The organism is Gluconobacter cerevisiae (genome assembly GCF_015244675.1).
Taxonomy (GTDB): domain Bacteria; phylum Pseudomonadota; class Alphaproteobacteria; order Acetobacterales; family Acetobacteraceae; genus Gluconobacter; species Gluconobacter cerevisiae.
Genome location: NZ_JABCQO010000007.1, coordinates 59420 through 83973, shown reverse-complemented (window position 1 = coordinate 83973; position 24554 = coordinate 59420). Strand labels below are relative to the sequence as shown.

The window sequence follows — 24554 nt, the reverse complement described above, 5'->3', positions numbered from 1 at the left end:
GCGGCCGCCAGTGTCCGTTTCAACAGAGACAGGATCAGGAACACGTTCATGACGCCCCCTTCTGCCGTTCGGATGACCGATGAGAGCCATATCCTTCGTGCGGGCTCCGCCGATCGCGGGCCAGAAGGCCCCGGCCTGCCACAGCGAATGTTGTGTCAGTTGTTCGGAGTGCAGCAGTATCCCGATGTCCACGCTCGTGCCGCCGATCTGCGACTGCGGCTACCGCTTGGCCGAAAGCGCCTTCAGCGGCTTGAACGCATTCGGGAAGCCGGGGCGCTGTTCATCCATGTTCCAAAAAATGGCGGAACGTCGGTCTGTGACCTGCTCTATGGCGGGGTCATGCTGCATGAGACATGGCGCTATTATCATCATGTGGCGCCAGAACTCTGTCAGACCCTGCCCAGCTTTGCGATCTGGCGCGATCCTGTGAAGCGTTTCGTATCCGCATGGTCTTTTGCCCGACGCGGCGGAACGTCACAGGTCCGCATCCATCCCTCCGTGAGCGGACTCTACCGTTCATTCCACACGCTGGATGATGCCATCGACCACGTAGAATCCTGTTCATCCATTTACGACCTGGACCATGTGTTCCGTCCCCAGAGCCTTTATGTCTGTGACCGGAACGGTCGACTTGCGGTTGATCAGCTTTTCCCAATGGAGCAGATCTCATCCCTGCCCGATCTGGTGCTCACCCTACACGGCCGGGTCGTACCCCATCTGAACGGTAACAGCCACGATGCCGCCGCCACTCCTGCACAGGCCAAGAGGATTCGACAGATCTACAGCGCAGATGAAGACCTGCGTCCCGCAGGATAGGATTCCGAAACGATCTTCCCCCAGAAAAACGGGGAGTGTCTTCCAAATGTCACAATTCATGGGGAGTTTCCTGCCATTTATCGCCATTGCGCAGCCGAAATGTGACTAAATTGCCATACCCCTGTCATGTCATATTGTATCACGCTACATCTGATTGAAATGAGGCCTGCACTCATGCTTTTTCTCGGCCGAAAGTTCACCTGACCGAGAAAGACCGAAAACACAATGCGCCTTGCTCGCCTGCTTTCGACTTCGGCCCTGTTTGCGTTTGGTACGGTGTCGGCATTTGCCGCACCCGCAGACAGCACGGCTCCTTCTGCAAAGAAGGGCCATACGAAAGTCGCTGCCGCCGCTCCGTCCATGATGGGCAACACGGCTCCAACAGACGAACATGAAGAACATGTCTCTGTCAGCGGTCACCATTCCTATTTCGATGGCGTAACACGCCGCGACGTCGGTGGTGGCCTGATGCAGAAACAGGACGCAGCGAAGTCCGTTTCGGCCATCTCGCGCGACTACATTGAAAAGCAGTCCCCGGGTCAGGACCCAATGCAGTTGATCGCGCTGCTTCCGGGCGCGAACGTCACGTCTTCCGACCCGGCAGGCCTGACAGGCAGCCATATGAGTGCCCGTGGCCTCGACCAGTCGCAGATGGGCTTCACCCTTGAAGGTTTTCCGATCAACGATATCGGGAACTTCGCGGTCTATTCTCAGGAAATCGCAGATTCCGAAAACCTGCGTAAGATCAGCCTCGCACAGGGCTCCGCAGACCTCGACAGTCCGCATCTGAGTGCCACTGGCGGCGTGGTCGACATGTACATGATCGATCCGAAAATGAAGAAGGGCGGCGCATTCGACGTCACCTACGGCTCATATGCCTATACGCGTGGTTTCCTGCGTCTCGATACCGGTAAGATCGGCCAGACCAACCTGCGCGCCTATTTCTCCGGGTCCTATGCCACGGAAGACGCCATTCATTCCGAGGCCACGAACCGCAAGCTGCATGCTGAAGCGAAATTCGTGAACGACTGGGGCGACGGCAACCGCGTCTCGCTCGCCATCGTCGGGAACCGTCTGTACAATTACCTCACGCCCAGCACCAACATGGCATCGTGGGACACCTATGGCTTCGGCGTCAAGGACCAGTATGTCGCTCCTTGTTACAACGGCAATACCTGTACACGGCCGAATGGAACGACATTCAAGAACAACAGCGGCGCGACGATCAGCAATACGGTCTATAACGGGACCTACAAGCAGAACGACGCCAACTACTACAAACTGCATCAGAACCCGTTCACCAACATCTATACCAGTGCACCGTCCACCTTTAAGCTGACGGATCACCTGGTCCTGACTGAAACCCCGTATTTCTGGTATGGTAACGGAAGCGGCGGCGCCGCTTACGGAGTTCCGGGCAACTGGGGCAAAACGAGCATGGGCGGTACGCTCGATGGCAAGACACCTGAAAAGGGAAGCCTGCTGTATGAGCCGTCCATCACCACAACCTATCGTCCCGGCGCTGTTACGAAGCTGACGCTCACCACCGGGGCCAACCGCCTGATGGTCGGATACTGGTTCGAATATGCCAAGCAGTCCCAGACTGCACCGGCCACCGGTATTGCTGCGAACGGAACGCCATGGAACATCTGGGGCGGCGGACCGAACTATGTGTTCAATGATGGCACGACCTACCAGTATCGTCAGAGTCTGACGCAGACGCGCACGCATGTCATGTTCATTGGTGACAGCCTGTCGCTGTTCAATAATAAACTGACCATCGACGCTGGCCTGAAATATGCCATTGTCTCACGTGACGGACATAACTTCCTCCCCGATACGTCCACCGGTCCGTATGTCGGCAAGACCTATTATGAGCCCCTGCCGACGGCGTCGATCCGTTATCAGATCAATCCGGAAATGCAGGTCTTCGTCTCTGGTTCGACGAACTTCCGTATCCCGACGAATTACTCCCTGTATGACGCCGGTACTTACTACCTGCCTTCAAAAACTTCTGCGGGAAACTATTACAGCACTCAGGCAACCCAGAACCAGCAGCCTGAAATCTCCATCTCGGAAGAAGCCGGCTGGCGCTATACCGGTCCGACGGTCATGGCCTCGGTCACATATTTCCACTACAACTTCACGAACCGCATGTTCCAGTCGACGCAGTGTCTGGATGCCACCTGTGGCAACTACGCGTCCACTAACATCAACGCCGGTGGCCAGAGCACGAACGGTGTGGATGCGGAAATCGGCACGCGTCCGATCTTCTATCATATCCGTCCGTATGCTTCGTTCGAGTATGTTGATGCCCGTACGACCAGCAACCTGCTGTCCAGCTCCGGCAACAAGATCGACTACATGCCGACAAACGGCAAGTTCGCTCCCGAAACACCGAAATATCAGGTCGGCTTCAACCTCGACTATGACGACGGCAACATCTTCGGCGCTTACAAGCTGAAATATGTCGCCAAGCAGTATGCTTCTTTCATGAACGACGAAAGCATCCCTGGTTACGTCAAAATGGACATCACGGTTGGCTATCGCTTTAAGAACCTCGGCTTCCTCCAGGCTCCGAACGTCAAGTTCAACCTGACCAATATCTCAAACAATCACTATCTCGGCTTCCCGACAAGCCCGAAGGTGAACGCCCAGACACAGACTGGCATCTTCGGCAATTCCATCAAGGGAACGGCCCCGACCTACATGATCGCAGCACCGTTCGCGGCAATGGGGTCCATCAGCGCCGGTTTCTGATCCGTCAGATCCTGCTGACCCTGAATGCCCCATGCCGGTCTCCGGCATGGGGTTTTTCATGCCTGCAAAGGTATTCCCAGCATGACGCTGCGCTCTTGCGCTCCATGGGACAATATGGCCATTTAAATCCACATCAGCGACACATAAGGATACACGGTGGCCAGAACGAAAACGACGGACAGATCCGCTCTGGATATCTATCTGGACGCTCTTCGGGATCACCTGTCTATTGAATCCAAGGCCATCGAGACCGCGCTTTCGGAATTGCCTGTGTGTGAGCAGTATCCGGGGCTTTGTCGGCGGATGGAGCAGGATCTGGCGATGGGCCGGAGCCATGCCCGTGAGATCACGATCCTTCTGTCGCGGCACGGGCATCCTGCCCCCGTTCCGCATGAGACGGTGTCGTCCATTCTCAGCACGGTCTCGGGGCTGTTGCATGGAGGAGAAGCGCGGGACGTTCTGAAGAACGTGCTGGTGGCGAGCGGATACCGGGCGCATCAGATCACGTCTCTTCAGATGCTGATCGCGCTGGCGCGACAGCTTGGCTTTACGCAGGACGCATCGGCGCTGGAATGTCTGAAGGACGAGGAGGCGGCTTCGGCCGAGGCGCTTGAAAGCCTGATGCCGGATATCGTGTCGCAGTATCTGGCCGCGAACTGATATAAGCAGCACTGTTTGCAAGAGATTGGGGAGGGCGTAAACTTGGCGTATGTCCTCTTTCCGCTTTCTCCATGCTGCTGATATTCACCTCGACAGCCCCCTGAAGGGGCTGAGCCGTTACGAGGGGCTTCCCGAGACGGAAATCCGGGGGTCAACGCGGCGCGCGCTGGACCGGCTTGTTGAGACGGCGCTTAACGAAAAAGTCGATTTCGTCATTCTGGCGGGGGACCTGTATGACGGGACCTGGCAGGACGTGGGGACCGGGCTTTACATGCTCAAGGCCCTGAGCCGGCTGGTTCAGGCTGGCATCCGGGTTGTGACGCTTTCCGGCAATCATGATGCGCAGTCGGTTATTGCGCGCGAATTGCCGTTGCCCGACGGGATCGACCATTTTTCCTATGAGGCCCCCCAGACATTTCATTGGCCGGAACTCGGGGTGGCGCTGCATGGGCAGAGTTTTCGCGACCGTCATGTCCCGCATGATATGACACGGGCCTATCCCGCGCCTGTCGCGGGGTGTTTCAATATCGGTGTGCTGCATACGTCGCTGTCGGGGTACGGGGAGCACGAGACCTACGCGCCCTGCTCTGTCGAAACGCTGTCGGCGAAGGGATATGATTACTGGGCGCTGGGGCATGTCCATGCACGCGAAATCGTCTGCGAGCATCCGTGGATCGTGTTTCCGGGCGTGCTTCAGGGACGTCATGCGCGCGAGACCGGGGCTTGTGGCTGTGCGCTGGTGAGCGTCGAGGACGGGATCGTCCGCTCAGTCGATTTTGTGAACTGTGATGTCGTGCGCTGGTGTCGGCTGGAGCTGGATGTCAGCGACATGCAGAGCATGGATGGCGTTCTGGGGGCCGCGCGGCGGGAGATGGAACACGCCCTTTCTGAAGCGGAGGGGCGCACGGTGATTGCGCGGATCGTGCTGACGGGGCGCAGCGTTCTGCATGACCGGTTGTGTGCGTCGCGCGGTTGGGAAGATGATCTGCGGGGCATTGCGGTGTCGATGGCGCAGGAGTCCGCCGACGGGACGGCACAGATTGCGCTGGAGAAAATCCGCAACGAGACGTCTGCGCCCCTTCGGCAAAGCGGCGTGACAGAGACGCGTGAGCTTGATCTGGCGCTAGACGGGTTGATGCAGGACGAGGCGTTTCTGGCCTCCCTGCCCGACGATTTCGAAGGATTTTTCTCTGCCCTGCCCTCCTGTGTGGAGCGCGACAGCCTGATGCCGGAGGGGCAGTTTCCGCTTGAACAGGCGCGGGCGGCATTAAGGGCGCGGTTGTTGGGGGAGACGGAATAATGCGGTTCGAACGCCTCGATCTTCTGCGTTATGGCGGATTTCAGGAGACCACGCTGAGTTTTCCGAAAGGGGCGCGGGACCTGCACGTTATTTATGGTGCAAACGAAGCCGGGAAATCGACGACGCTCTGTGCGATCCGGGATTTCCTGTTCGGGTTTCCGCATCATATCGCCGGGGACTGGATGACGGCGGCGTCGTTGCTACGGGTCGGGGCCAGTCTGGAGCAGGATGGGACGGTTTTTGAGGGCGTGCGACGCCGGGGGCGGACCCAGACGCTGTTTGCGGTAGATGACAGGACTGCGCTCGAAGATCTGCCGTTGCGAACCTGGCTAGGAGGACTGGATTCGAAGGGATTTGAAGCGGCCTGGGCGCTGGATCATACGCGGCTGCGTGAGGGCGGCGAGGAGATGCGCCGCCTGAAAGACGATGCCGGACTTCAGATTCTGGCGGCCGGACTGGGGCTTGAGGGCGTTGGGAAACTGAGTGCGCGACTGCAAGAAGATGTAGGTTCGGAATGGAAATCCGGACGCGCACGTTCGGCGTTGCAACAGGCCAGACTGAAGCTGACGGCGTTACAAACAGCTCTGCGGAGCGACGTCGTAACCGTCAAGAAGTTATCAGTTGCAAATAAGGAACTTTCTGAATCAGAAACAGAAAAACAGTCTTGCGACACAGCAGCACAAGAACTTGGCACACGCCGGAGAACCAATTCCCGACTGAAAATGACATCCGTTCCTTTTCAGAAACTAATGCAAATCGAAACGGAAATAGAGTCTTTTCCAAGCTGGAATTTAACGATTGAGGATTGCGTTCGTTTTGAGAACATTCTTGAATCATTACAAATTGAAGGACATAATGTTTCTGTTTTGCGGCGGCGGTTCGAAGCGTTATGCGTCCAGATTCGGGATTTTGGCGACGCCTCCCCTGTCCTTGTGGAACAGGACGCCATCCAAACGCTTCTGAAACGCAGCGATCTGGTTGCGCGGCTTGAAACAAAGGTCGAAGAGCGGAAAACTCGACTGACGCGGGATGCGATCTCGCTCGAACAGTTCTGGGCGCGGCATGGCTGTGAGGCTGGTGTGCTGCCTACTCTGGAAGAACTGGACGATCTGGGACAACGGCTTCAGGCGCGGGCGTTACTTCAAACGCAGGAACAGGATCTCCGGGCGCGGCTTCAGGAAACGGAACAGGCGCTGAATATTCTGCACCCTGAAGCCGTTTCGGAATCGGATGAAAAAATCCGTCCTGAAAATCTGCGCCGGTTCCGGTTGGAGCTGGATGAGGCCCGCAGTCTGGGCGCACTGGATGAGCGGATTGACAGTCTTGCCGCCGAAGTCTTGCGGCAGGAGGACGCTGCGACTGCGGCTTATGGGGCGCTGATGCCGTGGCGCGCCAGCACGGCCGATCGCAAGGGAGACCTCACGGCGTTGGCCGTTCCCGATGGGGCGGTGTTGGAGGAAGAGGTGCGGCTCTGGGCGACGCTGGACGAGAAGCGGCGCGTTGCACAGGACGACGCACAGGCGGCGGAGACGGAAGGAGCGCGTCTGGCGCAGGAATGCCGGCGCCTGGAAGAAGACGGGCAGGCCGTGTCGTGGGAGCAGCTTTCCACAGCACGGCAGGAGCGCGACCGGCTCTGGCAGGGCATGGAGGATCAGTTGCACTCCGGCGAGTCTCCCGCTCCTGCGACGCGGGAGGCGTTCGGGGTTCTGATCCAGAAGGCGGACGGTCTGGCGGACCGGCGCCATGCCCATGCCGAGCAGTCGGCGCAGCTTGCAACCCTGTTGCGGCAGGGTGAGGATGCTGCGCTTCGGGCGGAGGAATACCGTCGGCGAGGAATGCGGGCGCAGGATGAATTGGACCGGCGCCATGCTGCGTGGAGCGCTTTGCTGGAAACATTCGGGGCGCCGGTGCTGCCGCCTGCGTCATTGCAGGTCTGGGTGGGTCGGCGACAGGAGGTTCTGGCCGCCGAAGAGGCTTTGCAAAGCACTAAAATGCAGCTTCAGGCAGCGATGGACAGTCGGGGCGATATGAGCCGACGGTTGCGGGTTTTCGGTGTGGAATCTGCGTCCGAACGGCTGGCGGTTCAGATCCGGCAGGCGACGTCTTTGCTGGAGCAGCGCGAGGACGAGGCCCGGAAAGCGGATGCGCGGAAAAAGGATCGTCTTCAGCGGGAAGAGGCTTTGGTCAAAGACCGGGCGGCCTTGTCGAGTGTGGAGCAGAAGCTGGCACTTTGGGAGGAAGACTGGGCACGGGCGTGTGGGGACTGCCGCTATCCGGGGCGGGCGGAGCAGGCCGATCTGCGGGATGTGACAGAAGCGCTGACAATTCGGACGCGACTGGACAGCGAGCAGAAGGAGCAGGACTCCGAGGCACGCGATATCGCAGCGTTCCGTACGGAATTGGGCGGGTTTCTTCAGCGCTACGGGCAGGAATCAGCGGCGGAGCTTGAGCAATTCCTGGCGCTGGAACTGGAGCGCGAGCGGGAGCGGAAATCCGTTATGCAGCAGCATGCGGCTCTCGCCGAAGAGATTGCGCAGGCCGATCTGCGGATTGTGGAACTGGGGCAGGGGCTGGACCCCGTGCGGCGTCTTCTGGGTCTTGGGGCAGAGGACGATCTACGTCATGCGCTGTCCCGCGCAAGGGAGCGGGCAGGGCTTTGTGACAGGCGCGATGAGTTGCGGGAGCAGATTCTTCAGGCCGGAAATGGCCGGTCGCTTGAGTCGCTTCTGGATGAAGCGCGCGTGACGGACCCCGAGCAGCTTGAGCGGGATTTCGAGGAGATCGAATCTGAAACGATCGCGCTCGATGCCCGCAGGTCCCTGGTTACAGAGCGGCTGTTGCAGGCACGGAGCGTGCTGGCCGAGCTGGAAAGTGCCCGTGGCGTGCGTGAGGTCGCGGAAGACATTCAGGAAACGGAAGCGGAAATTGCCGAGCGGGCCAGCCGGTATGTTTCGCTCCGGCTTCAGCAGTTGATGCTATCACGACTGGTGGAACAGGGGCGACAGCAGGCGCATGGACCTCTGTTGTCGCGGGCGGGGGCCATGTTCTCGCGGCTGACGCTTGGGCGTTACGAGGGGCTTGTGACGGAAGAAAGCGGTTCGGACGGGCTGGTTCTGGCGGGGCAGCGGTCGGCGAGTACGACGCCTGTTCCGGTTCAGGCCATGAGCGAGGGCACGCGCGACCAGCTTTATCTGGCGCTGCGTCTGGCATCGGTCGAGCAGGCTCTGGACCGCGGCATTCGCCTGCCTTTTCTGGCGGATGATCTGTTCGTGACGTTCGATGAAGAACGGACAACGGTCGGGTTACAGATATTGGCGGAGTTTTCAGAGAAAACGCAGGTTTTGTTTTTTACCCACCACGGGTATATGATAAATAATTCAAAAAAAATTCCATACATTATAAAGTTATAACTTATTTTATAAAAAAATATTTATCATTTTATTCGTTAATATTTCATCAGAATAAGCGATTCTTTCTCAAGACACAATATGAAATACATGTCGACTATTTCCATTTGAGGCGATTCTTTCTATAGCCATTCCGTTATGGTTGTTTCATATGGTTTTACTACCAAAAATGGTCTTTAGCGACATCCCCCAAATTTTCCCCAGAACACGGTCGTGACTGATATTCCGCAAGCCAGCCTGAGTGCACAGCGGATCATTCCGTTGGCGACTCTTGCGGCATCTCCACGTGGGATGGATCCGGCTGTCGTTCGGCTCAGCACGGCACTGTCGCCCGCCATTGCTGCTCTGCTGGATCAGGGGCGGACAGTTCTGGTGCTCTCGCGACAATCCACGGGCAAATTATATCTGGATCCGCATCAGTTCTCCACACTGGCACGACCACCCAGCATCGAACCAACAGCCGACGTCTTTCTGTTCAGTGTCACGCGTCAGGCATTGTTGCGGCATCTTCCCATGCTTTCGGGGCTTCCGCCGCTTTCTTTCGATCTGGCACGGGGGCCGGGCGCTTTTCTGCTGTCGGCGGCATCCATGCTCGAATCCGGAGCTCTGGAGAATGCCATTCCCCAGACACGCCAGCGCCTTTTGCAGCATGTCACGGATCTGCTGATCACAACAATTCTGGATTGTCTGGATCTGGAAGTCAGTGTGGCGGGACGACGGCGGCACCGGCAGAGGCATATCCGGCGCTATATTGAATCGCGTCTGCATGAACATGATCTGACTCCGCAGAGCATTGCAGAGGCTTCCGGAATTTCGACGCGGGCGCTTTACCAGCTTTTCGACGGAGAAGAAGGCGCGGTCGCGGGCTGGATTCTTAACCGCCGGCTGGAGCGCATCCATTCGGACCTGACAGATCCGGCGCATGATGCGCTCCCGATTGCCCAGATTGCGTTGAATCATGGCTTTCGCAATGCTGCGCATTTCTCGCGGCGTTTCAGGCAAAAATTCGGTGCGTCTCCACGCGAAATCCGACAGCGTGTCGCCATGCGGCCGGGGACGCGGACCTCAGCTCGGGGTTGACTGCATTCCTTTGACGAGACGTGTGGTGGACTGCCCGTCCACGAGGTCCACCAGCACTACCTTGCCGCCATATCCCTTCACCACATCGGCACCAACAACCTGGTCTTCGGTGTAATCCGCGCCTTTAACGAGAATATCGGGCTTCAGGGTGCGGATAACGTCCAGAGGAGTGTCGTCGTCGAACAGCACGACGAGATCGACCGAGCGCAGGGCGCCGATCACTCTAGCCCGAGCGTCTTCCTTCTGGACCGGGCGGGTTGGTCCCTTGAGGCGGCTGACGGAACGGTCGGTGTTGAGGGCCACGATGAGGCGGTCTCCTTCGCGGGCTGCGGCCTGAAGCAGGCTGATATGCCCCGGATGGACCAGATCGAAGCATCCGTTGGTGAATACGACTTTCGCGCCATGCCGATGCCAGCTTTCCACGATACGCGCGGCCTGTTCGACCGGAACGAGCGCGCCTGTTTCGGGCATTTCCTGAAGCAGTTCACGGGAGAGTTCTTCGCGTGAAACGGTTGCAGTGCCGAACTTGCTGACGGACAGGGCAGCGGCGGCGGTCGCGATAACGACGGCAGTTTCCAGCGTCTGACCGGCGGACAGGACTGCGGCGACGGTGGCGACGACGGTATCTCCGGCGCCGGAAACATCGAAGACTTCGGACTTGCGGCTGGCGACATGCAGGGGTTTCGCGTCACGCTGCCAGAGCGTCATGCCGTCTTCCGAACGCGTGACAAGAACGTCGCCGCCGAACTGACGGGAGAGGGTTTCTGCCACCTTCAGGACATCACTATCGGTCCGAGCGAGGAGTCCGCTGGCCTGTTCCGCTTCAATCCGGTTGGGCGTCACGAGGGTGGCGCCGGCATAGGCTTCCAGCGTGCGCCTTTTAGGATCGACGATGACGGGAATGCCTCTGGCACGACCGGCTGCGATGATGACCTTCAGGACCTCATCCGTCAGAACACCCTTGGCATAGTCCGAGCAGACGAGCACGTCTGAGACGTCTATCGCGCGGAGGGCTTCCTCCATGAGGCGCTGCTGGAACGTTTCGGAAAGGGGGGTCAGTTTTTCAACGTCGATACGCACGATCTGCTGACGACCGCTGACGACGCGGGTCTTGGTGATGGTGGTCCAGTCCGGGGAGGAGACGATCCCGTCTGTCTGGATGGTGGGCCAGAGGTTCAGGCTATCTTTCAGTCGCTGGGCCGACTCATCTTCGCCGACGAGGCCGACAAGATGCACCTGCGCGCCCAGAGCTGCGGCATTGACCGCAACATTCGCGGCACCTCCTGGCACGCAGCGCAGAGCGTCATGCAGGACGACGGGGACGGGGGCTTCAGGAGAAATGCGGCTGACGCCGCCCGAAATATACTGATCCAGCAGCAGGTCGCCGATGACCGTTATGCGGCCAAAGCGGAAATCGTCGATCACGGCCTGCTACTCCTTCAGTCATGCGCCTGTTTTATATCTCACAGGAGCTTAGCAAAAAGAAAAGGCGAGGGATGAACTCCCTCGCCTTTGATGGACAGGAACGGAGCAGATGCTGCGTTCAGATCCCGTTTATCCGACGGCCGGACCAGCCAGAAGCGTGGCGAGCGAGCGGCCGAAACCGGTCGGGTCGGGCAGGGCTTCGCCTTCCTGCACGCGAGCCAGATCCAGCAGGACACTGGCATAGGCGGTGATGCTCTCGCCCTTTGCAACACGCTCGGCCAGAGCCTTGATGAGCGGGTGCTTCGGGTTGATTTCGAGGATCGGCGGCATGGCGGGCATGGCTTGACCCGAGCGGCGCATCAGGCGCTGCATAGACAGGTCCGGACCACCATCAGATGTGATGACGACGGCGCTTCCCGTCAGACGCACCGTGCTGCGAACGTCCTTGACCTGCTCGCCAAGGGCGTCCTTGAGAGCCGGAACCAGCTTTTCCACATCCGCGGCTTCAGTCGTGTCGGCATCCGTGGATTCAAATTTTTCCAGATCGCCGTGAGATTGAGCGACGGAACGCAGCGGCTTTTCCTGATAGGAAGACAGGCGCTCCGGCCAGAAGCCGTCAACCGGATCGGAGAGCAGCAGGACTTCAAGGCCACGTGCGCGGAAGCCTTCAAGCTGGGCGGAGGATTTCAGCGCGTCCAGATTGTCGCCGGTCAGGTAATAGATGGCGTCCTGACCATCCTTCATGCGCGCAATATAGTCGTCCAGCGTGACGAGGTCGTCGCCCTGCGTGGAATGGAAACGGGCAAAACCGGCGATTTCCGTCCGATGTTCGGCGTCTTCCCACAGACCTTCCTTGATGACCGCGCCGAAGTTTTCCCAGAACGTGTTGAAACCGCCCTCGGCATCCTTCGCACGGTTGCGGATGTCGGTCAGCACGCGCTTGGTGACGGCTTTGCGGATGCGCGCCAGAACCGGGGTGGCCTGAAGCATTTCACGCGAAACATTGAGCGGCAGGTCTTCCGTATCGACCACGCCCTGCACGAAGCGCATCCAGTTCGGAACCAGTTCTGCTTCATCCGTAATGAACATCCGGCGGACATGGAGATGGATCCGGCTTTCGCGGGACTGTTCCATGAAGTCGAACGGGCGGGCGCTGGGCAGGAAGAGGAGGGCCGTGAATTCGGTCACACCTTCCGCACGCCAGTGCAACGTCGCGTAGGGTTCGTCGAAAGCGCGGGAGATGTGCCGGTAGAATTCAGCATACTGTTCCGGCGTGATTTCGGATTTCGGCTTGCTCCACAGGGCCGTGCCTTCATTGGCGGCCTGATCTTCCGTGGTGCCGTCTTCCTTTGTTTCACGCAGGGTGATGGGCCAAGAGATATGGTCTGCCCATTTGCGGATAGTGGATTTCAGGCGCCAGCTGTCGAGGAACTCGTCGGCGTCGTCCTTCATGTGCAGAACAATGTCGGTGCCCGGCGTGGAGCGGGATGCGGGGCTCAGCGTGAAAGCGCCCTTGCCGTCCGAAGACCAGGTCCAGGCTTCGTCAGAGCCAGCCTTGCGGGAGGTGACGTCCACACGATCCGCCACCATGAACGCGGCATAGAAGCCGACGCCGAACTGACCGATCAGGTTCGGGCGGTCTTCAGGCTTTGCCGAATTCAACTTTTCTCCGAAAGCGCGCGTACCGGAGCGGGCGATCGTGCCAAGGTTCTGGGCGAGTTCGTCATGGGTCATGCCCACGCCGTCGTCAGAGATTGTCAGTTCTTTTTGGGTCTTGTCCGGATTGATGCGGATGGACGCATTTTCGGGAAGCGCCAGAGCACTGTCTGTCAGGGCTTCGAAACGGCGCTTGTCCGTCGCGTCCGCCGCATTGGCGACGAGTTCGCGCAGAAAGATTTCACGATCCGAGTAAAGGGCATGGACCACAAGGTCCAGCAGCCGTCCAACCTCTGCACTAAACTCATGCTTTTCGGCGGCCTGCTGGTTGTTCGTTTCACTCATCTCATCAATCTCCGTTCAGGAAAGTGATCTGGATATGCGATGTCACAAACGGATTTTCAACCGGGATAAGGGGCGGGATCAGAGGTAAGAGGCGAGCGTCATGCTTTTCATGTCTGCGATGAGGGAATAGGACGCCTGAAGCTGGTTGTTGGTATCGGTCACCTGGGTGGAAACCTGTGCGAGATCAGCGTCTTTCACTTGTCCGAGCTGGGTCGTCAAAGCCGAGGACATCTGGGTCAGCATGGCGGTCTGGTTGGTCAGGCTGTTCTGCTGAACCCCCAGCAGGCCACTCATGGTGCCAAGGCCGCTTGTGACCGTGCTCATGGAACTCTGGAGACCTGAAATCAGGTTTGAATAGCCGGTGGTGCTGGTCGAAGACGAGCCGAGGGAGGCGACCACCATCAGATTGCGCATGAGATCGCGGATCGGGGAGGTTGTGGAGGTGGACGTCGCGCCCTGTGTGGCGACCATTCCGACGGACACCGTTTCAGACTGTCCGACGACGACCCGCGTCTGTAGTTGTTGCGCCTGATCGGGAGACGTGGAAAGCGTTGCGGAGAAAGGCTGTCCGACAGCAGTATTGCCAGCCAGGTTCTGCGTTGTGCTGAGCACATTCTCTGCATCCGTCGAACCGAGCTGACTGACGGTCTGCGCGATCTGGGTCGCGAGGTCCGATGTGCCCAGATCCGTGCTGACGGGAGCGATTGTGTTCTGCTGCCCGGCAAAGACGTAGCTGTCCCCCTGTCGGGTATTGAGCAGGTTACCCAGAGAGGTCAGGGCCGACTGGGCCGCAGAGGCAGCGGTCGTGACAGTCGAATAGGAGAGCGTACTTCCAAGAGTGGAGAGCGAGCTCGTCAGGTCCTGGGCTATGGTGGAAATCTGGGACAGGGCGCTCTGTGTTGTGGTGAGCGTTGTCTGGGCGTTCGTGACGTTGCTTTTCCAGGCGGAAACCTGCGTGATGGCGGGCTGAAGCGCGAGGGCCTGTGTCCGCGACGATCCGAGATCGGCGTAGCTGCTGGCCAGAACGCCGGTGCTGGCCTGAAGCTGAAGCGCGTCTTTCGCCTGCGACAGATTCTGGACGCCGAGAAGAAGCTGGCTGGAGATTCCGCCAAAGCCGAAGCTGGAAATGGTTCCGGTCATGATCAGGCTCCGATTGCGCTCAGCAAAGCGCTGAACATTGTCTGGACGGTCGAAATGACTTTGGCGTTAGCAGCGTAAGCGTTCTGAAGTGTAACGATATTCGCCATCTCCTTATCAATGGAGACGGTGGACGTTCCGGACAGATTGGAGGTCAGGCTGCTCTGCGTTGTCTTCGACAGGGCAAGTCCGCTGCTTGCATTACTGGCCGTGGCCGCCTGGTCTGCGGTCAGGGATGTCGCAAGGGAAATGATTTTCTGGTTGCCCGTGTATCCCGTGGACAGGGTTCCCGTCATTCCGAGATTCGTGCTGGGCGCGGCCGACTGAGCAGTTCCGGCAGCGTCGGAAGCTGTTCCGAACGCATAGCTCAGGACATTCTGAATTGTCTGCGTGCCGGAGGTCGTGCTGTCGAGCAGTCGGGAGGGGTCGTTGGAATAAGCGCTGGATACGCTCATATCCTGCGAGAAGCCGACGTTGCCGGTGGGAATGAGATCTGTCTGTGAGGCTCCTGGGACGACGCCATGGGTGCCTGACGTCGTGAACAGGGACATGCCCTGAGCCTGAAAGCGCGTGGCGACCGTTGAAGACAGGGAGTCCAGCTGCGCCTGCATGGTGGGGAGCGTCGTATCACGCAGGGTGATATTTGCGCCCAGCGTTCCTCCGGTCAGATGGGTGGTGACATCGCGACCATTCAGGGTGATTGCGGGGATGGTATTGCTGGACGATGTGCCGGGATAGGTCGTGCTGACTGAAATCTGGGCGGAAGACGTGGTGAGCGGCCATGTGGACGAGACGGTCGCGCCATTGGGGCTGCTGATGTCACGTGTAGGGAGCGTGACGCCATCGGCCGTCGCAATGGTCATGTCGCCGTTTGAGGACTCGGACCATGAGACGGAAAGCTCGGAGGACAGGGAGGAGAGGGCCGTATAGCGCTGGTTTTCCAGCGCGGCCGTGTCCTGACCGGTGCTTTTGAGGTTCATGATCTTGGTGGACAGGGTGCCGATCGTGGTGAGGTCGGTATTAATGTCCGAGACCGAGGAAACGACGGCATTTTGCGCTGTCTGACGCTGGGTCTGATAGGCCGAAGCCAGCGTATTGACGGATTGGGCGAAGGTGGATGCAGCGGAGACAACCGTGCTCTGGGCCGATGCGCTGTCCGGGGTGGAGGTCAGGGATGTCAGGGCGGACTGCAGATTGCCGAGTTCATCGGAAAGCGTTCCGCTACTGCCGGATGTGGCGCTGGTGGAGCCCTGAAGTGCCGTGATGTTGGACAGGGAATTGCTGGTGGCCGTGTAGCCCGCGACATCCGCATTTTGGGCGTAGAGTGCTTTTTGCACCTGCTGGTTGGTCGCCAGTGTGGTGGCGGCAGTACGGACACCGGTGCCTGTGTTGCCAGCGATGCTCGACTGGACGTTGGCATTTTCCTTGATGTAGCCGCTTGTTCCCGCATTGGAGACGTTGTTGGACGCAACGGCCATGGCATTCTGAACGACATTCAGGCCGGAAGTTGCAATCGAAAGTGCGCTGTTCAGTCCCATGGAGCCGGTGTCCTTTCAGTCTTGCTTACTGGATCATCGCCAGGGTTGTTTGAAGCAGCTGGTTAGCCGTGGACACGACTTTCGTGTTCGCACCGTAGGCCTGCTGGGCCACGATCAGCTTGCTGAGATCACCGGTCAGATCGGTTGTAGAATCTTCGACCGAAGCCGTACTCAAGGTGCCGGCGCCGTTGGTATTGACGGCGTTAACCTGCGGCGTGCCGGACTGTGACGTGGCGGTATAGGCCTGTCCGTTCTGAGGAGACAGGTTGTTCGGGCTTGCGAAGGTTGTTAGTGGGACCTTGGCGACGAGTTGTGAGTAACCGTTGTCGAAAGACGCCATGACCGAGCCGTCTGTCTGCATGGCAATGCCGGAGAATGTGCCGGTGGTGATGCTGTCGGACACTGTGGTGACGCCGGTCGGGGTGGAGCCGTTTGTTGCGAGGCTGACGCCGCCCGTACCGCCGATGGTTCCGAGGTTGACGGTCATGTTCTGGGGCGCGCCGTCATATTCGAAGCTGGCTGAAGAGCCGGAAGCCTGGCTTTGTCCGTTGACAGAGGCGATGGCGCCTGTGGAAGAATCAAACTTTACGGTCGCACTGTTGGTCGCATCATTGGCGTTGCTGACGGTCCAGGTCGTGGCGTTCACCTGTGTCCAGTTCAGGGAGACCGTCTGGGCATTGCCTTTGCTGTCATAGGCCGTGGCGGATGTGGTAGCGCTTCCGCCGCTGGGTGTGGTGGTGCTACCGATCTGGCCGGTCATGGTCAGCTTCGTGCTTTCCGTCGGCTGGAACTTGACGGTGGAGGGCACCTGAATGGGGCTGAGGGCTGTGCTCAGGGTGCCTGTAGAGGCGTTGACGTTATAGCCTTCAAGGTAATAGCCGGACGTGTTGACCAGATAACCGTTCTTGTCCTGCGAGAAGTCACCATTGCGGGTGTAATACTGCTGTGTCCCTAAAACGGGAGTATTACTGTTGCTCTGGCCGGTAGCCTGCACGACGTTGAAGAAGCCGTTTCCGGAGATGGCCAGGGCCATATTATTGGTCGAGGTCGTCACCATGCCCTGGTTGTCGTTGTGCTGACGGGTGGTGGCGACGACGCTGTCACTCAACGCCTGACCGTCATTGGCCAGTTCGTTGTTGGTGACGTAGTCCTCGAAGCTGGTGGTGCTGGCCTTGTAGCCTGTGGTCTGGCTGTTGGCGATGTTGTTGGATAGGTCGCTGAAGGCATGTGACTGCGAGTTCAGGCCGCTGACGGCGGTGTGAACCGCGTTGATGATCGAAGACATGGCATACTCCCGGACATGGAACAGGCTGCGGGTCGTATGCCCGAGCATCACTGCCGAGGATTCCACAACGGATATTAAAGAAGTCCTTACAAGCGTAAAAAGGGCGGATTCGCCGCCTGTTACGAACAAAGAGGGAGACGAAAAAACGCTGTCGACCTCTGGTTCTTCGGGTCTGAAACGGGCATGATAGGGCGGCATGCCAGAGCCAGACGACGATCCCAAAAAGCCCTGTATTCCTGACGATTCCCCGGTAAAACCGGCCAGATTCGTTCATGGCAACATCATGCGCCATGTGGTGACGATGGCCGGGACCGGGGCGATCGGGCTGATGGCCGTGTTTGCCGTGGATCTGCTCAATTACGGTTATATTTCGCATCTGCATGACAAGACGCTGACGGCGGCGATCGCGTTTGCGACGGCGGTCAGTTATGTGCAGGTGTCGGTTTCCATCGGGATGACGATTGGGCTTGGCGCCTGCACAGGGCGACTGATCGGGGCGTGTCAGCATGCCGAAGCGCGCCGGATGGCCTCGGCATTTCTGGTGGTCATGGTGGCGATTGCTGCCGTTCTGGGGCTGCTGACGGCGACATTTGCCACGCCTCTGCTTGGTTTGCTGGGCGCGCATGGCGAGGCCCAGAAAAATGCGGCCACGTTCCTGCACATCGTGTCACCGGCGCTTCCGCTGGTGTGTCTGGGGATGGCGCTGTCGGCGCTTCTGCGGGCGGTGGGGGATGCGAAACGCTCGATGCGGGTGACGCTGACGGGGGCCGTCGTTTCCGCATGTCTGGACCCCATCATGATTTTCGGGCTGCATCTGGGGCTTGAGGGGGCAGCGATCAGCACGGTTCTGGCGCGGCTGGCCATTACGGCGAGCGGATTTCTGAACCTTCGAGGCCACTCCATGCTGGAATGGCCGCAGCGTTCCGCTTTCGGGCCGTCCACGCGGCTGATCGGCGGGATTGCGGTTCCGGCGATTGCGACCAATCTGGCGACCCCGACGGGCACGCTGTTCGTGACGCACGCGATGGCGCGGTTCGGGCTCAATGCTGTTTCGGGACAGGCGACCATTGACCGGATCGTGCCGGTGGCGTTTTCGCTCGTCTTTGCACTGACGGGATCGGTCGGGCCAATCATGGCGCAGAATCTTGGCGCCCGGCAGATCCACCGCGTGCAGGAAGCGCTTCTGGCGGCGCTGAAGCTGACGGCGCTGTGTGTGGGCGTGACCTGGCTGGTTCTGGCGGGGGCGCACACTTACATCATCCAGCTTTTCGAGCTTCAGGGTGTAGGCGTGGACATCGTGCGGCTGTTCTGCTGCTGGCTGGTGCTGAGTTACATGTTTGTGGGCCTGCTGTTTGTCGCCAATACGGCGTTCAACAATCTGGGGCACCCGTTTTATTCCACCGGTTTCAACTGGGGACGGGCGACACTGGGGACCATTCCGTTCGTCTGGATCGGGTCGGCTTATGGGCCGGTTGGGATTCTGATTGGGCAGTCGCTGGGCGTGGTGTTGTTTGGCAGTCTGGCCGTGGTGACGGCGTTCCGGGTCATCCGGAAGCTGGAGCCGGATATTATAAAGTCATAGCGACATCTCCCGCATTGAGTTTGTTGCGTGGCTCCTCGCTCAGGCTGACGTTGTCGCTGGCAGCAGTGATGTCCCGCTCTATCATTTCGAGCGGAATCCAGCACATCGCGCATGCCTGTCCTCCCGTAAGTGTCGGCACGGTCTGAACGCGCTGCTTCCCTTAAAGCACGGAGGAGCAGTGTGGTCTGGTGCGGACAGGCCGTTCTCCCGGCAGTATCTCCAGAATACAGTTTCGAATTAAGGTAATTCATTACGATGAAGATTTATAAAGTAAATCAAAAGTGTTTATTTTCAATAATTACTATTTAATTTTAATATAAGCATAACAAAATTGACATATACATTGACTTTATTATTTTTTATGCGGAATGTAATGGGTTGTTTGTATCTATTATTTGATATGAATCATTTACATATTTTCCTTTGATCTATACCTTTTGGGCAATAGCTTTCCGGGGACTCTAATTGTGCAAGCACTCACTACTTCTCTGTCCCATGTTTTTGGTGCGTGCCCCGAAATGGCCCTGTTTCTTGCTCTTGTTCTCGGATGCTGGATAGGGCGTTTTCGTTTCGGTTCGTTCCAGCTTGGTGGTGTAGCCGGATCTCTTCTCGCGGCAGTGCTTATCAGTCAGGTCGGCGTGCATATCGACTCTGGTATCAAAACCGTTCTGTTTGCACTTTTTATCTATGCTGTTGGATATCAGAGCGGGCCTCAGTTTTTTCGGTCTCTGGGGCGTCAGTCTCTTAAAGAAATTCTAATGGCTATTGTGCTGGCTGTTACGGGATTAATTACCGTCGTGGCCGTTGCACGCATTTTCCATCTTGATAAAGGCCTTGCGGCAGGACTTGCAGCGGGTGGCCTTACCCAGTCGGCCATTATTGGCACAGCGGGATCATCGTTGGAAAAAATCGGGCTGCCTCTAGCTCAGGTGCAGCAGCTCCAGGGCAATGTGGCGGTCGGATATGCCGTAACGTATATTTTTGGCTCCATTGGTCCCATTCTGCTGTGCATCAATGTTCTGCCCTGGTTCATGAAACGCAGCATCCGCGAAGATGCTATCCGGGCTGAAGCGGAGCAGGCTGGTGGCGTGCATATCATGGGTGAGGGGGAGGTATCTGCTTTCCCTCATCTGGTTGGACGCGCCTACCGTTTGACCCAATCCGAGCTGACCATTGAAATGATTGAGAAAATGGCAGCCGGGATCACGGTCGAGAAAGTGATCCGGGACGATAAGCCGATTGGCATGGAAGGTACTGCAGCGCTGGTCCCGGGTGACAGGGTGCTGCTGGTTGGCCATCGTTCAGAGGTGCTAGCTGCGGGACAAAAAATTGGTCAGGAGATCGGTGAATCGCCTGATCTGGATCTTTCCCTGATCCGCCGGGATGTTGTTCTGTCTCGCAAGGATTTTGTAGGACAGACAATTGATCAATGCGTGCAGTCTGTTTCGGCGGCTGTACGGCATGGTGTTTATCTCGTGGCTCTTTCCCGTGCGGGCAAGACGGTTCCTGTTACAGGCTCCCTGAAGATTATGGCCGGGGATGTTGTTACGTTATTGGGAACGTCCACAGACGTGGACAGAGCCGTGGCGCAGATCGGTACGCCTCTTGTTCCAAGTCTCAAAACCGATCTGGTTTTCCATGCCCTGGGTGTAGCCGTTGGGTTATTGATCGGTCTGGGTGTGGTTCACCTGGGTTCAGTTCCGCTCACACTCGGCAGTGGCGGAGGCGCTCTTCTGTCGGGACTTCTGTTTGGCTGGTATCAAAGCCGCCATCCCGCTACGGGGAATATGCCTCGCGCGGCTTCGACATTTCTGGTCGATTTCGGATTGGCGGGTTTTGTGGCCGTAACGGGATTGCAGACAGGTCAGCAAGCGATTGCCACGATCATGCAGCATGGCGTGACGCTCTTTCTTCTGGGTGTTGTTGTAACGCTGGTGCCACTGATCCTGACAATGCTCTTTGGGCGCTATGTGCTTCGCTACGACAACACGGCCATTTTTGCTGGCGCTCTGGCTGGATCACGCAGTGCCAATCCGGCTTTTGGTGAGGTTCTGAACAAGGCGGGGAATGCCGTTCCCACGACACCTTTCGCCATTACATACGCCGTTGCAAACGTTCTTCTTACCCTTCTTGGCCCCCTTGTGGTCGCGTTTTCCTAAATCTTTAAAATGGATATTCAATAATGACTTACGATTATTCAAAACTTCGCAATCTCAGCCCTTTTGAGCTTAAAGATACGCTCATTGAACTCGCCTCATCAAAAGCCGACCGGGTGATGCTGAATGCCGGGCGTGGCAATCCCAACTTTCTGGCAACCCTTCCCCGCGCGGCATTTTTTCTTCTGGGACAATATGCTCTGTCAGAAGCGCGCCTGTCTCTTTCCTATCTTTCCCCTGATCTTGGTGGGACGGTTCGGATTGAGGGCATTGAAGGACGTTTTGACCATTTTATCGCCAGCAATCAGGAGAAGAAGGAAGCAGAGCTTCTTGGTCATGCTCTGAGCTATGTTCGTGACCAGATGGGGCTTCCGGCCGATAAGTTTCTTGTTGAAATGGTGGAAGGGATTCTCGGCTGCTATTACCCAACACCTCCGCGTATGCTGGCATTAAGTGAAAAAATTGTTGGTCAGTATGTGCTGCGTGAAATGGTCGGAGGGCAGGTCTCTCTGGACTCCACGGACTTCTTTGCGACCGAAGGTGGCACGGCCGCCATGGCCTATGTGTTCAATTCGTTCAAACAGAACAAACTGATCAAAAAGGGAGACAAGGTTGCGATCGGTATGCCGATCTTCTCTCCGTATATTGAAATCCCACAGCTTGAAGAATACGGCCTTGAAGTTGTTGCCATACAGGCAGATCCGGCACTGGATTGGCAGTATCCTGATAGCGAGCTGGAAAAACTCCGTGATCCGGCCGTAAAGATATTTTTCTGCGTTAATCCCAGCAATCCGCCATCCGTCAAAATGAACGATGCATCGTTGGAAAAAATTGCTTCCATCGTGCAGGATCGCCCTGATCTGATGATCCTTACGGATGATGTTTATGGCACGTTCGCTGACGGTTTCCGGTCGCTTTATGCCATCTGCCCGCGTAACACGATCCTCGTTTACTCCTTCTCAAAGTATTTTGGGGCAACCGGCTGGCGTTTGGGCGTTATCGGCATGCACAAGGACAACGCAATCGATGCCCATCTCCGCCAATTGCCGACTGATGCAAAAGACGCCCTGGCAACGCGCTATTCCAGCCTGACAACAGATACTGCGGATCTGAAGTTTATTGACAGGCTCGTTGCAGACAGTCGTGCCGTGGCGCTGAATCACACTGCCGGACTGTCAACGCCGCAGCAGGTTCAGATGGTGCTCTTTTCCCTGTTTGCGCTGATGGATCATGAAGGGCGTTACAAGGCGACACTCAAAAGCCTTATCCGTCGTCGCGAAGCCGCGCTGTATCAGGAACTGGGTGTTGCGCCGTCGGAAGATGCGAATGCCGTTGATTACTATACGTTGATCGATCTGGAAGACACCAGCCGCGCGCTCTATGGCGAGGACTTCACGCAGTGGATGCTCAAGCGCGCCAGCTCAGGGGAAGTTCTGTTCCGGATCGCAAACGAAACGGGTATTGTCCTGCTTCCGGGAGCCGGTTTCGGGGCGACCCGCCCTTCAGCCAGAGCGTCTCTCGCGAACCTTAATGAATTTCAATATGCCGCCATTGGTCGTTCATTACGCCAGATGCTGGACGAATATCATTCTGAGTTTCTGAAATCCCAGAACTGAAGCCGGTGTGAAGCCGAAAGGGGGAACCCCCTTTCGGTGACACTGCTTTTTTTTGGTTCTGACAAGCAGAACAGGCCAGGTCTCTCAAAATCCGGCGTCATCATTATACGGTCCACGCGCGCTGTCCTGAGGAACATGAAAACGCAAAAAGCATCGATGATCCTACAGAAATTATAGAAAAAATTATTTCGGTCTTTCAAAGAAACAAACAAGGTAAATGGATAAATGGCAGGCCGCATTCAACATAGGATCTGTAGGACAGGCGCATCCTTCATAAGAAAATTCGGTTTTTGCCTTCTTTTTGCGGCAGGGTTTTCCTTATCTCCTGCTTATGCTGGCCAATGGTACACAGGGTCACTGGTTTCTCCGTCAGGCACTACGCAAAAAGGCATCCTGAATGTTGAGCCTTATTCTTCCTATACCCAGCCTCTGGGACGGTTCGGTCCGCACGGACAGACATTGTCTGCCACTCATCCCATGCAGCGCATGTTTACCAATTCCACACTCTGGAAATATGGCATTTCCCAAGACTTCAGCATTCAGCTGCATACCATCGTTAACTATGGATGGAAGCACGATGAAGGGCATTCTCACGGCCCTCAGGCAGGGGATATGCCTGTTGACCTGATCTATCGTCTCGTTCGGCCTGACCCCGCGCATTATATTCCGGCTTTTAATCTGTTTGTGGGCATGATTTTTCCCACAGGAAATTATACAAAACTTGGCAGCTCCCAGGACGGGCTGGGAAGCGGTGCTTATGTTTTCCGCTTTGCTTTGACTGAACAGTCAACTTACACCCTTCCAGGTCATCATGAACTGCGTCTTCGGGTTTGGAACTGGTTTCGGCGTGCTGTTACGTCAGCAAAACTGACTGATATGACCAGCTACGGAACGACAAATGGCTTTCGCGGTTCAGGTCAGCCTGGCATGAGCGGACAGACGGGATTTTCACTAGAATATGGTGTGAACCAGAAATGGGTTCTGGCTATGGACCTTGCGCGGGACTGGGCCAATGGTTCCACTTTGCGTGGACATGACCAGAACGGCGCTTACATCCATAAAACAGGCGCGTCCGCCACGGATTGGCAGATTGCTCCGGCCATTGAATATAACTGGAACCCGCATTGGGGAATAATTGTTGGTTCGCCTTTTTATTTTGCCGGACACAACAAGAATATTCAGGCGTCACCACAATTCGCTATTAATGCCATGTTTTAAAATTTGGTCCCGTCTGGTGCGGTAATTTTTCAAAACGGTTTTTTAAATCAGGTGCCAGAAAGCAAAATCGGCAAAAAATCGACTCTGGAAGAGCGGTTCGTTATAGAGGCGGCACTCTATTTAACGTGATCTTCAGGAGACAGTCTGTGCAGTGCGAATGGCGTAGGTCTTACGACAGACTGGTTCCGATGCTGATTAAAGAGCATTTTGGAGATCCGGGTGTGATGACCCGGCAGTTTCCCTACATGAAATCGACCTTCCTCTGGAAAGGGGATGATTTCATTCTTACGCCCGAAGCGCTCGCCAATCCGAAGAATAAATATCATGGGCTTGAGCGACTGGCGCTTGAGCATCATGAGGCCGGGGATTGGCGGCTGGCCGGGGAATACTGGCTGATTGCGGCGGGTTGGCGCCGGAACATGATGGACCCGGCCGACGAGCGGCATGTGGAAGCATTGCAGTTCGCCCTGCGCCATGTCGAATATGACAGGGCGCTGGCGGATTGGAAAAAGAAGAAGCTCAGCCGCAATGCCATGCCGTATCCCAGCCAGTTTGGACTCTCTGACGACTAAA

The 24554-nt window shown here is 57.2% G+C and carries 16 protein-coding genes; 11 read left to right on the top strand and 5 right to left on the bottom strand.

The window, feature by feature from the left end:
- Window positions 1-48 precede the first annotated feature (48 nt).
- The 6 genes from HKD21_RS09500 (at window position 49) to HKD21_RS09475 (ending at window position 10023) form a co-directional block, all read left to right on the top strand.
- Window positions 49-816 (top strand): sulfotransferase family protein, encoded by a 768-nt coding sequence (locus HKD21_RS09500; protein WP_228121287.1) that lies wholly within the window; start codon window positions 49-51, stop codon window positions 814-816.
- Window positions 817-1041: 225 nt separating this feature from the next.
- Complete coding sequence (locus HKD21_RS09495; RefSeq protein WP_194255465.1) at window positions 1042-3576, top strand: TonB-dependent receptor; 2535 nt, start codon at window positions 1042-1044, stop codon at window positions 3574-3576.
- A gap of 156 nt (window positions 3577-3732) precedes the next feature.
- On the top strand, window positions 3733-4236 hold the full coding sequence (locus HKD21_RS09490) for a DUF892 family protein (RefSeq protein WP_194255464.1): 504 nt from the start codon (window positions 3733-3735) through the stop codon (window positions 4234-4236).
- Window positions 4237-4285: 49 nt separating this feature from the next.
- Window positions 4286-5536 (top strand): metallophosphoesterase family protein, encoded by a 1251-nt coding sequence (locus tag HKD21_RS09485; RefSeq protein WP_194255463.1) that lies wholly within the window; start codon window positions 4286-4288, stop codon window positions 5534-5536.
- Window positions 5536-8946, top strand: a complete 3411-nt coding sequence (locus HKD21_RS09480; RefSeq protein WP_194255462.1) for an AAA family ATPase — start codon at window positions 5536-5538, stop codon at window positions 8944-8946. The genes HKD21_RS09485 and HKD21_RS09480 overlap by 1 nt, the downstream gene beginning before the upstream one ends.
- A gap of 210 nt (window positions 8947-9156) precedes the next feature.
- Window positions 9157-10023 carry a helix-turn-helix domain-containing protein gene (locus HKD21_RS09475; protein ID WP_194255461.1) on the top strand — a complete coding sequence of 289 codons (867 nt, stop codon included), beginning with the start codon at window positions 9157-9159 and terminating at the stop codon, window positions 10021-10023.
- Here HKD21_RS09475 and rfaE1 read toward each other — a convergent pair.
- The 5 genes from rfaE1 to flgE form a co-directional block, all read right to left on the bottom strand.
- On the bottom strand, window positions 10009-11448 hold the full coding sequence (gene rfaE1, locus HKD21_RS09470) for a D-glycero-beta-D-manno-heptose-7-phosphate kinase (protein WP_194255460.1): 1440 nt from the start codon (window positions 11446-11448) through the stop codon (window positions 10009-10011). The genes HKD21_RS09475 and rfaE1 overlap by 15 nt on opposite strands.
- Before the next feature lie 129 nt (window positions 11449-11577).
- Window positions 11578-13449, bottom strand: coding sequence for a molecular chaperone HtpG (htpG, locus tag HKD21_RS09465; protein WP_194255459.1), 1872 nt, complete (start codon window positions 13447-13449; stop codon window positions 11578-11580).
- A 78-nt stretch (window positions 13450-13527) separates the two neighbouring features.
- Complete coding sequence (locus HKD21_RS09460; RefSeq protein ID WP_194255458.1) at window positions 13528-14589, bottom strand: flagellin; 1062 nt, start codon at window positions 14587-14589, stop codon at window positions 13528-13530.
- Between the two features lie 2 nt (window positions 14590-14591).
- The gene (gene flgK, locus HKD21_RS09455; protein ID WP_194255457.1) at window positions 14592-16124 is read right to left on the bottom strand and encodes a flagellar hook-associated protein FlgK; all 1533 of its coding nucleotides are present in this window, start codon (window positions 16122-16124) and stop codon (window positions 14592-14594) included.
- A gap of 25 nt (window positions 16125-16149) precedes the next feature.
- Entirely contained in the window at window positions 16150-17409 is a 1260-nt protein-coding gene (flgE, locus tag HKD21_RS09450; RefSeq protein ID WP_194255456.1) for a flagellar hook protein FlgE, read from the bottom strand.
- A 283-nt stretch (window positions 17410-17692) separates the two neighbouring features.
- Here flgE and HKD21_RS09445 point away from each other — a divergent pair, with 283 nt between their 5' ends.
- From HKD21_RS09445 to HKD21_RS09425, 5 genes are all read left to right on the top strand, one after another.
- Window positions 17693-18991, top strand: coding sequence for an MATE family efflux transporter (locus HKD21_RS09445; protein ID WP_194255519.1), 1299 nt, complete (start codon window positions 17693-17695; stop codon window positions 18989-18991).
- A gap of 467 nt (window positions 18992-19458) precedes the next feature.
- Window positions 19459-21150, top strand: a complete 1692-nt coding sequence (aspT, locus tag HKD21_RS09440) for an aspartate-alanine antiporter (RefSeq protein ID WP_322782924.1) — start codon at window positions 19459-19461, stop codon at window positions 21148-21150.
- A gap of 23 nt (window positions 21151-21173) precedes the next feature.
- Window positions 21174-22763 (top strand): bifunctional aspartate transaminase/aspartate 4-decarboxylase, encoded by a 1590-nt coding sequence (locus HKD21_RS09435; RefSeq protein ID WP_194255454.1) that lies wholly within the window; start codon window positions 21174-21176, stop codon window positions 22761-22763.
- Window positions 22764-22988: 225 nt separating this feature from the next.
- Window positions 22989-23981, top strand: a complete 993-nt coding sequence (locus HKD21_RS09430; RefSeq protein WP_228121280.1) for a hypothetical protein — start codon at window positions 22989-22991, stop codon at window positions 23979-23981.
- 224 nt (window positions 23982-24205) lie between these two features.
- Entirely contained in the window at window positions 24206-24553 is a 348-nt protein-coding gene (locus HKD21_RS09425; protein WP_228121278.1) for a hypothetical protein, read from the top strand.
- Window position 24554 lies beyond the last annotated feature (1 nt).

Bases quoted from the DNA above. Each gene is read 5' to 3' on its own strand.
- HKD21_RS09500 (WP_228121287.1), top strand. From the start codon at position 49: ATGACGCCCCCTTCTGCCGTTCGGATGACCGATGAGAGCCATATCCTT.
- HKD21_RS09495 (WP_194255465.1), top strand. From the start codon at position 1,042: ATGCGCCTTGCTCGCCTGCTTTCGACTTCGGCCCTGTTTGCGTTTGGT.
- HKD21_RS09485 (WP_194255463.1), top strand. From the start codon at position 4,286: ATGTCCTCTTTCCGCTTTCTCCATGCTGCTGATATTCACCTCGACAGC.
- HKD21_RS09480 (WP_194255462.1), top strand. From the start codon at position 5,536: ATGCGGTTCGAACGCCTCGATCTTCTGCGTTATGGCGGATTTCAGGAG.
- htpG (WP_194255459.1), bottom strand. From the start codon at position 13,449: ATGAGTGAAACGAACAACCAGCAGGCCGCCGAAAAGCATGAGTTTAGT.
- HKD21_RS09460 (WP_194255458.1), bottom strand. From the start codon at position 14,589: ATGACCGGAACCATTTCCAGCTTCGGCTTTGGCGGAATCTCCAGCCAG.
- flgK (WP_194255457.1), bottom strand. From the start codon at position 16,124: ATGGGACTGAACAGCGCACTTTCGATTGCAACTTCCGGCCTGAATGTC.
- flgE (WP_194255456.1), bottom strand. From the start codon at position 17,409: ATGTCTTCGATCATCAACGCGGTTCACACCGCCGTCAGCGGCCTGAAC.
- HKD21_RS09445 (WP_194255519.1), top strand. From the start codon at position 17,693: ATGCGCCATGTGGTGACGATGGCCGGGACCGGGGCGATCGGGCTGATG.
- HKD21_RS09435 (WP_194255454.1), top strand. From the start codon at position 21,174: ATGACTTACGATTATTCAAAACTTCGCAATCTCAGCCCTTTTGAGCTT.
- HKD21_RS09430 (WP_228121280.1), top strand. From the start codon at position 22,989: ATGGCAGGCCGCATTCAACATAGGATCTGTAGGACAGGCGCATCCTTC.
- HKD21_RS09425 (WP_228121278.1), top strand. From the start codon at position 24,206: ATGACCCGGCAGTTTCCCTACATGAAATCGACCTTCCTCTGGAAAGGG.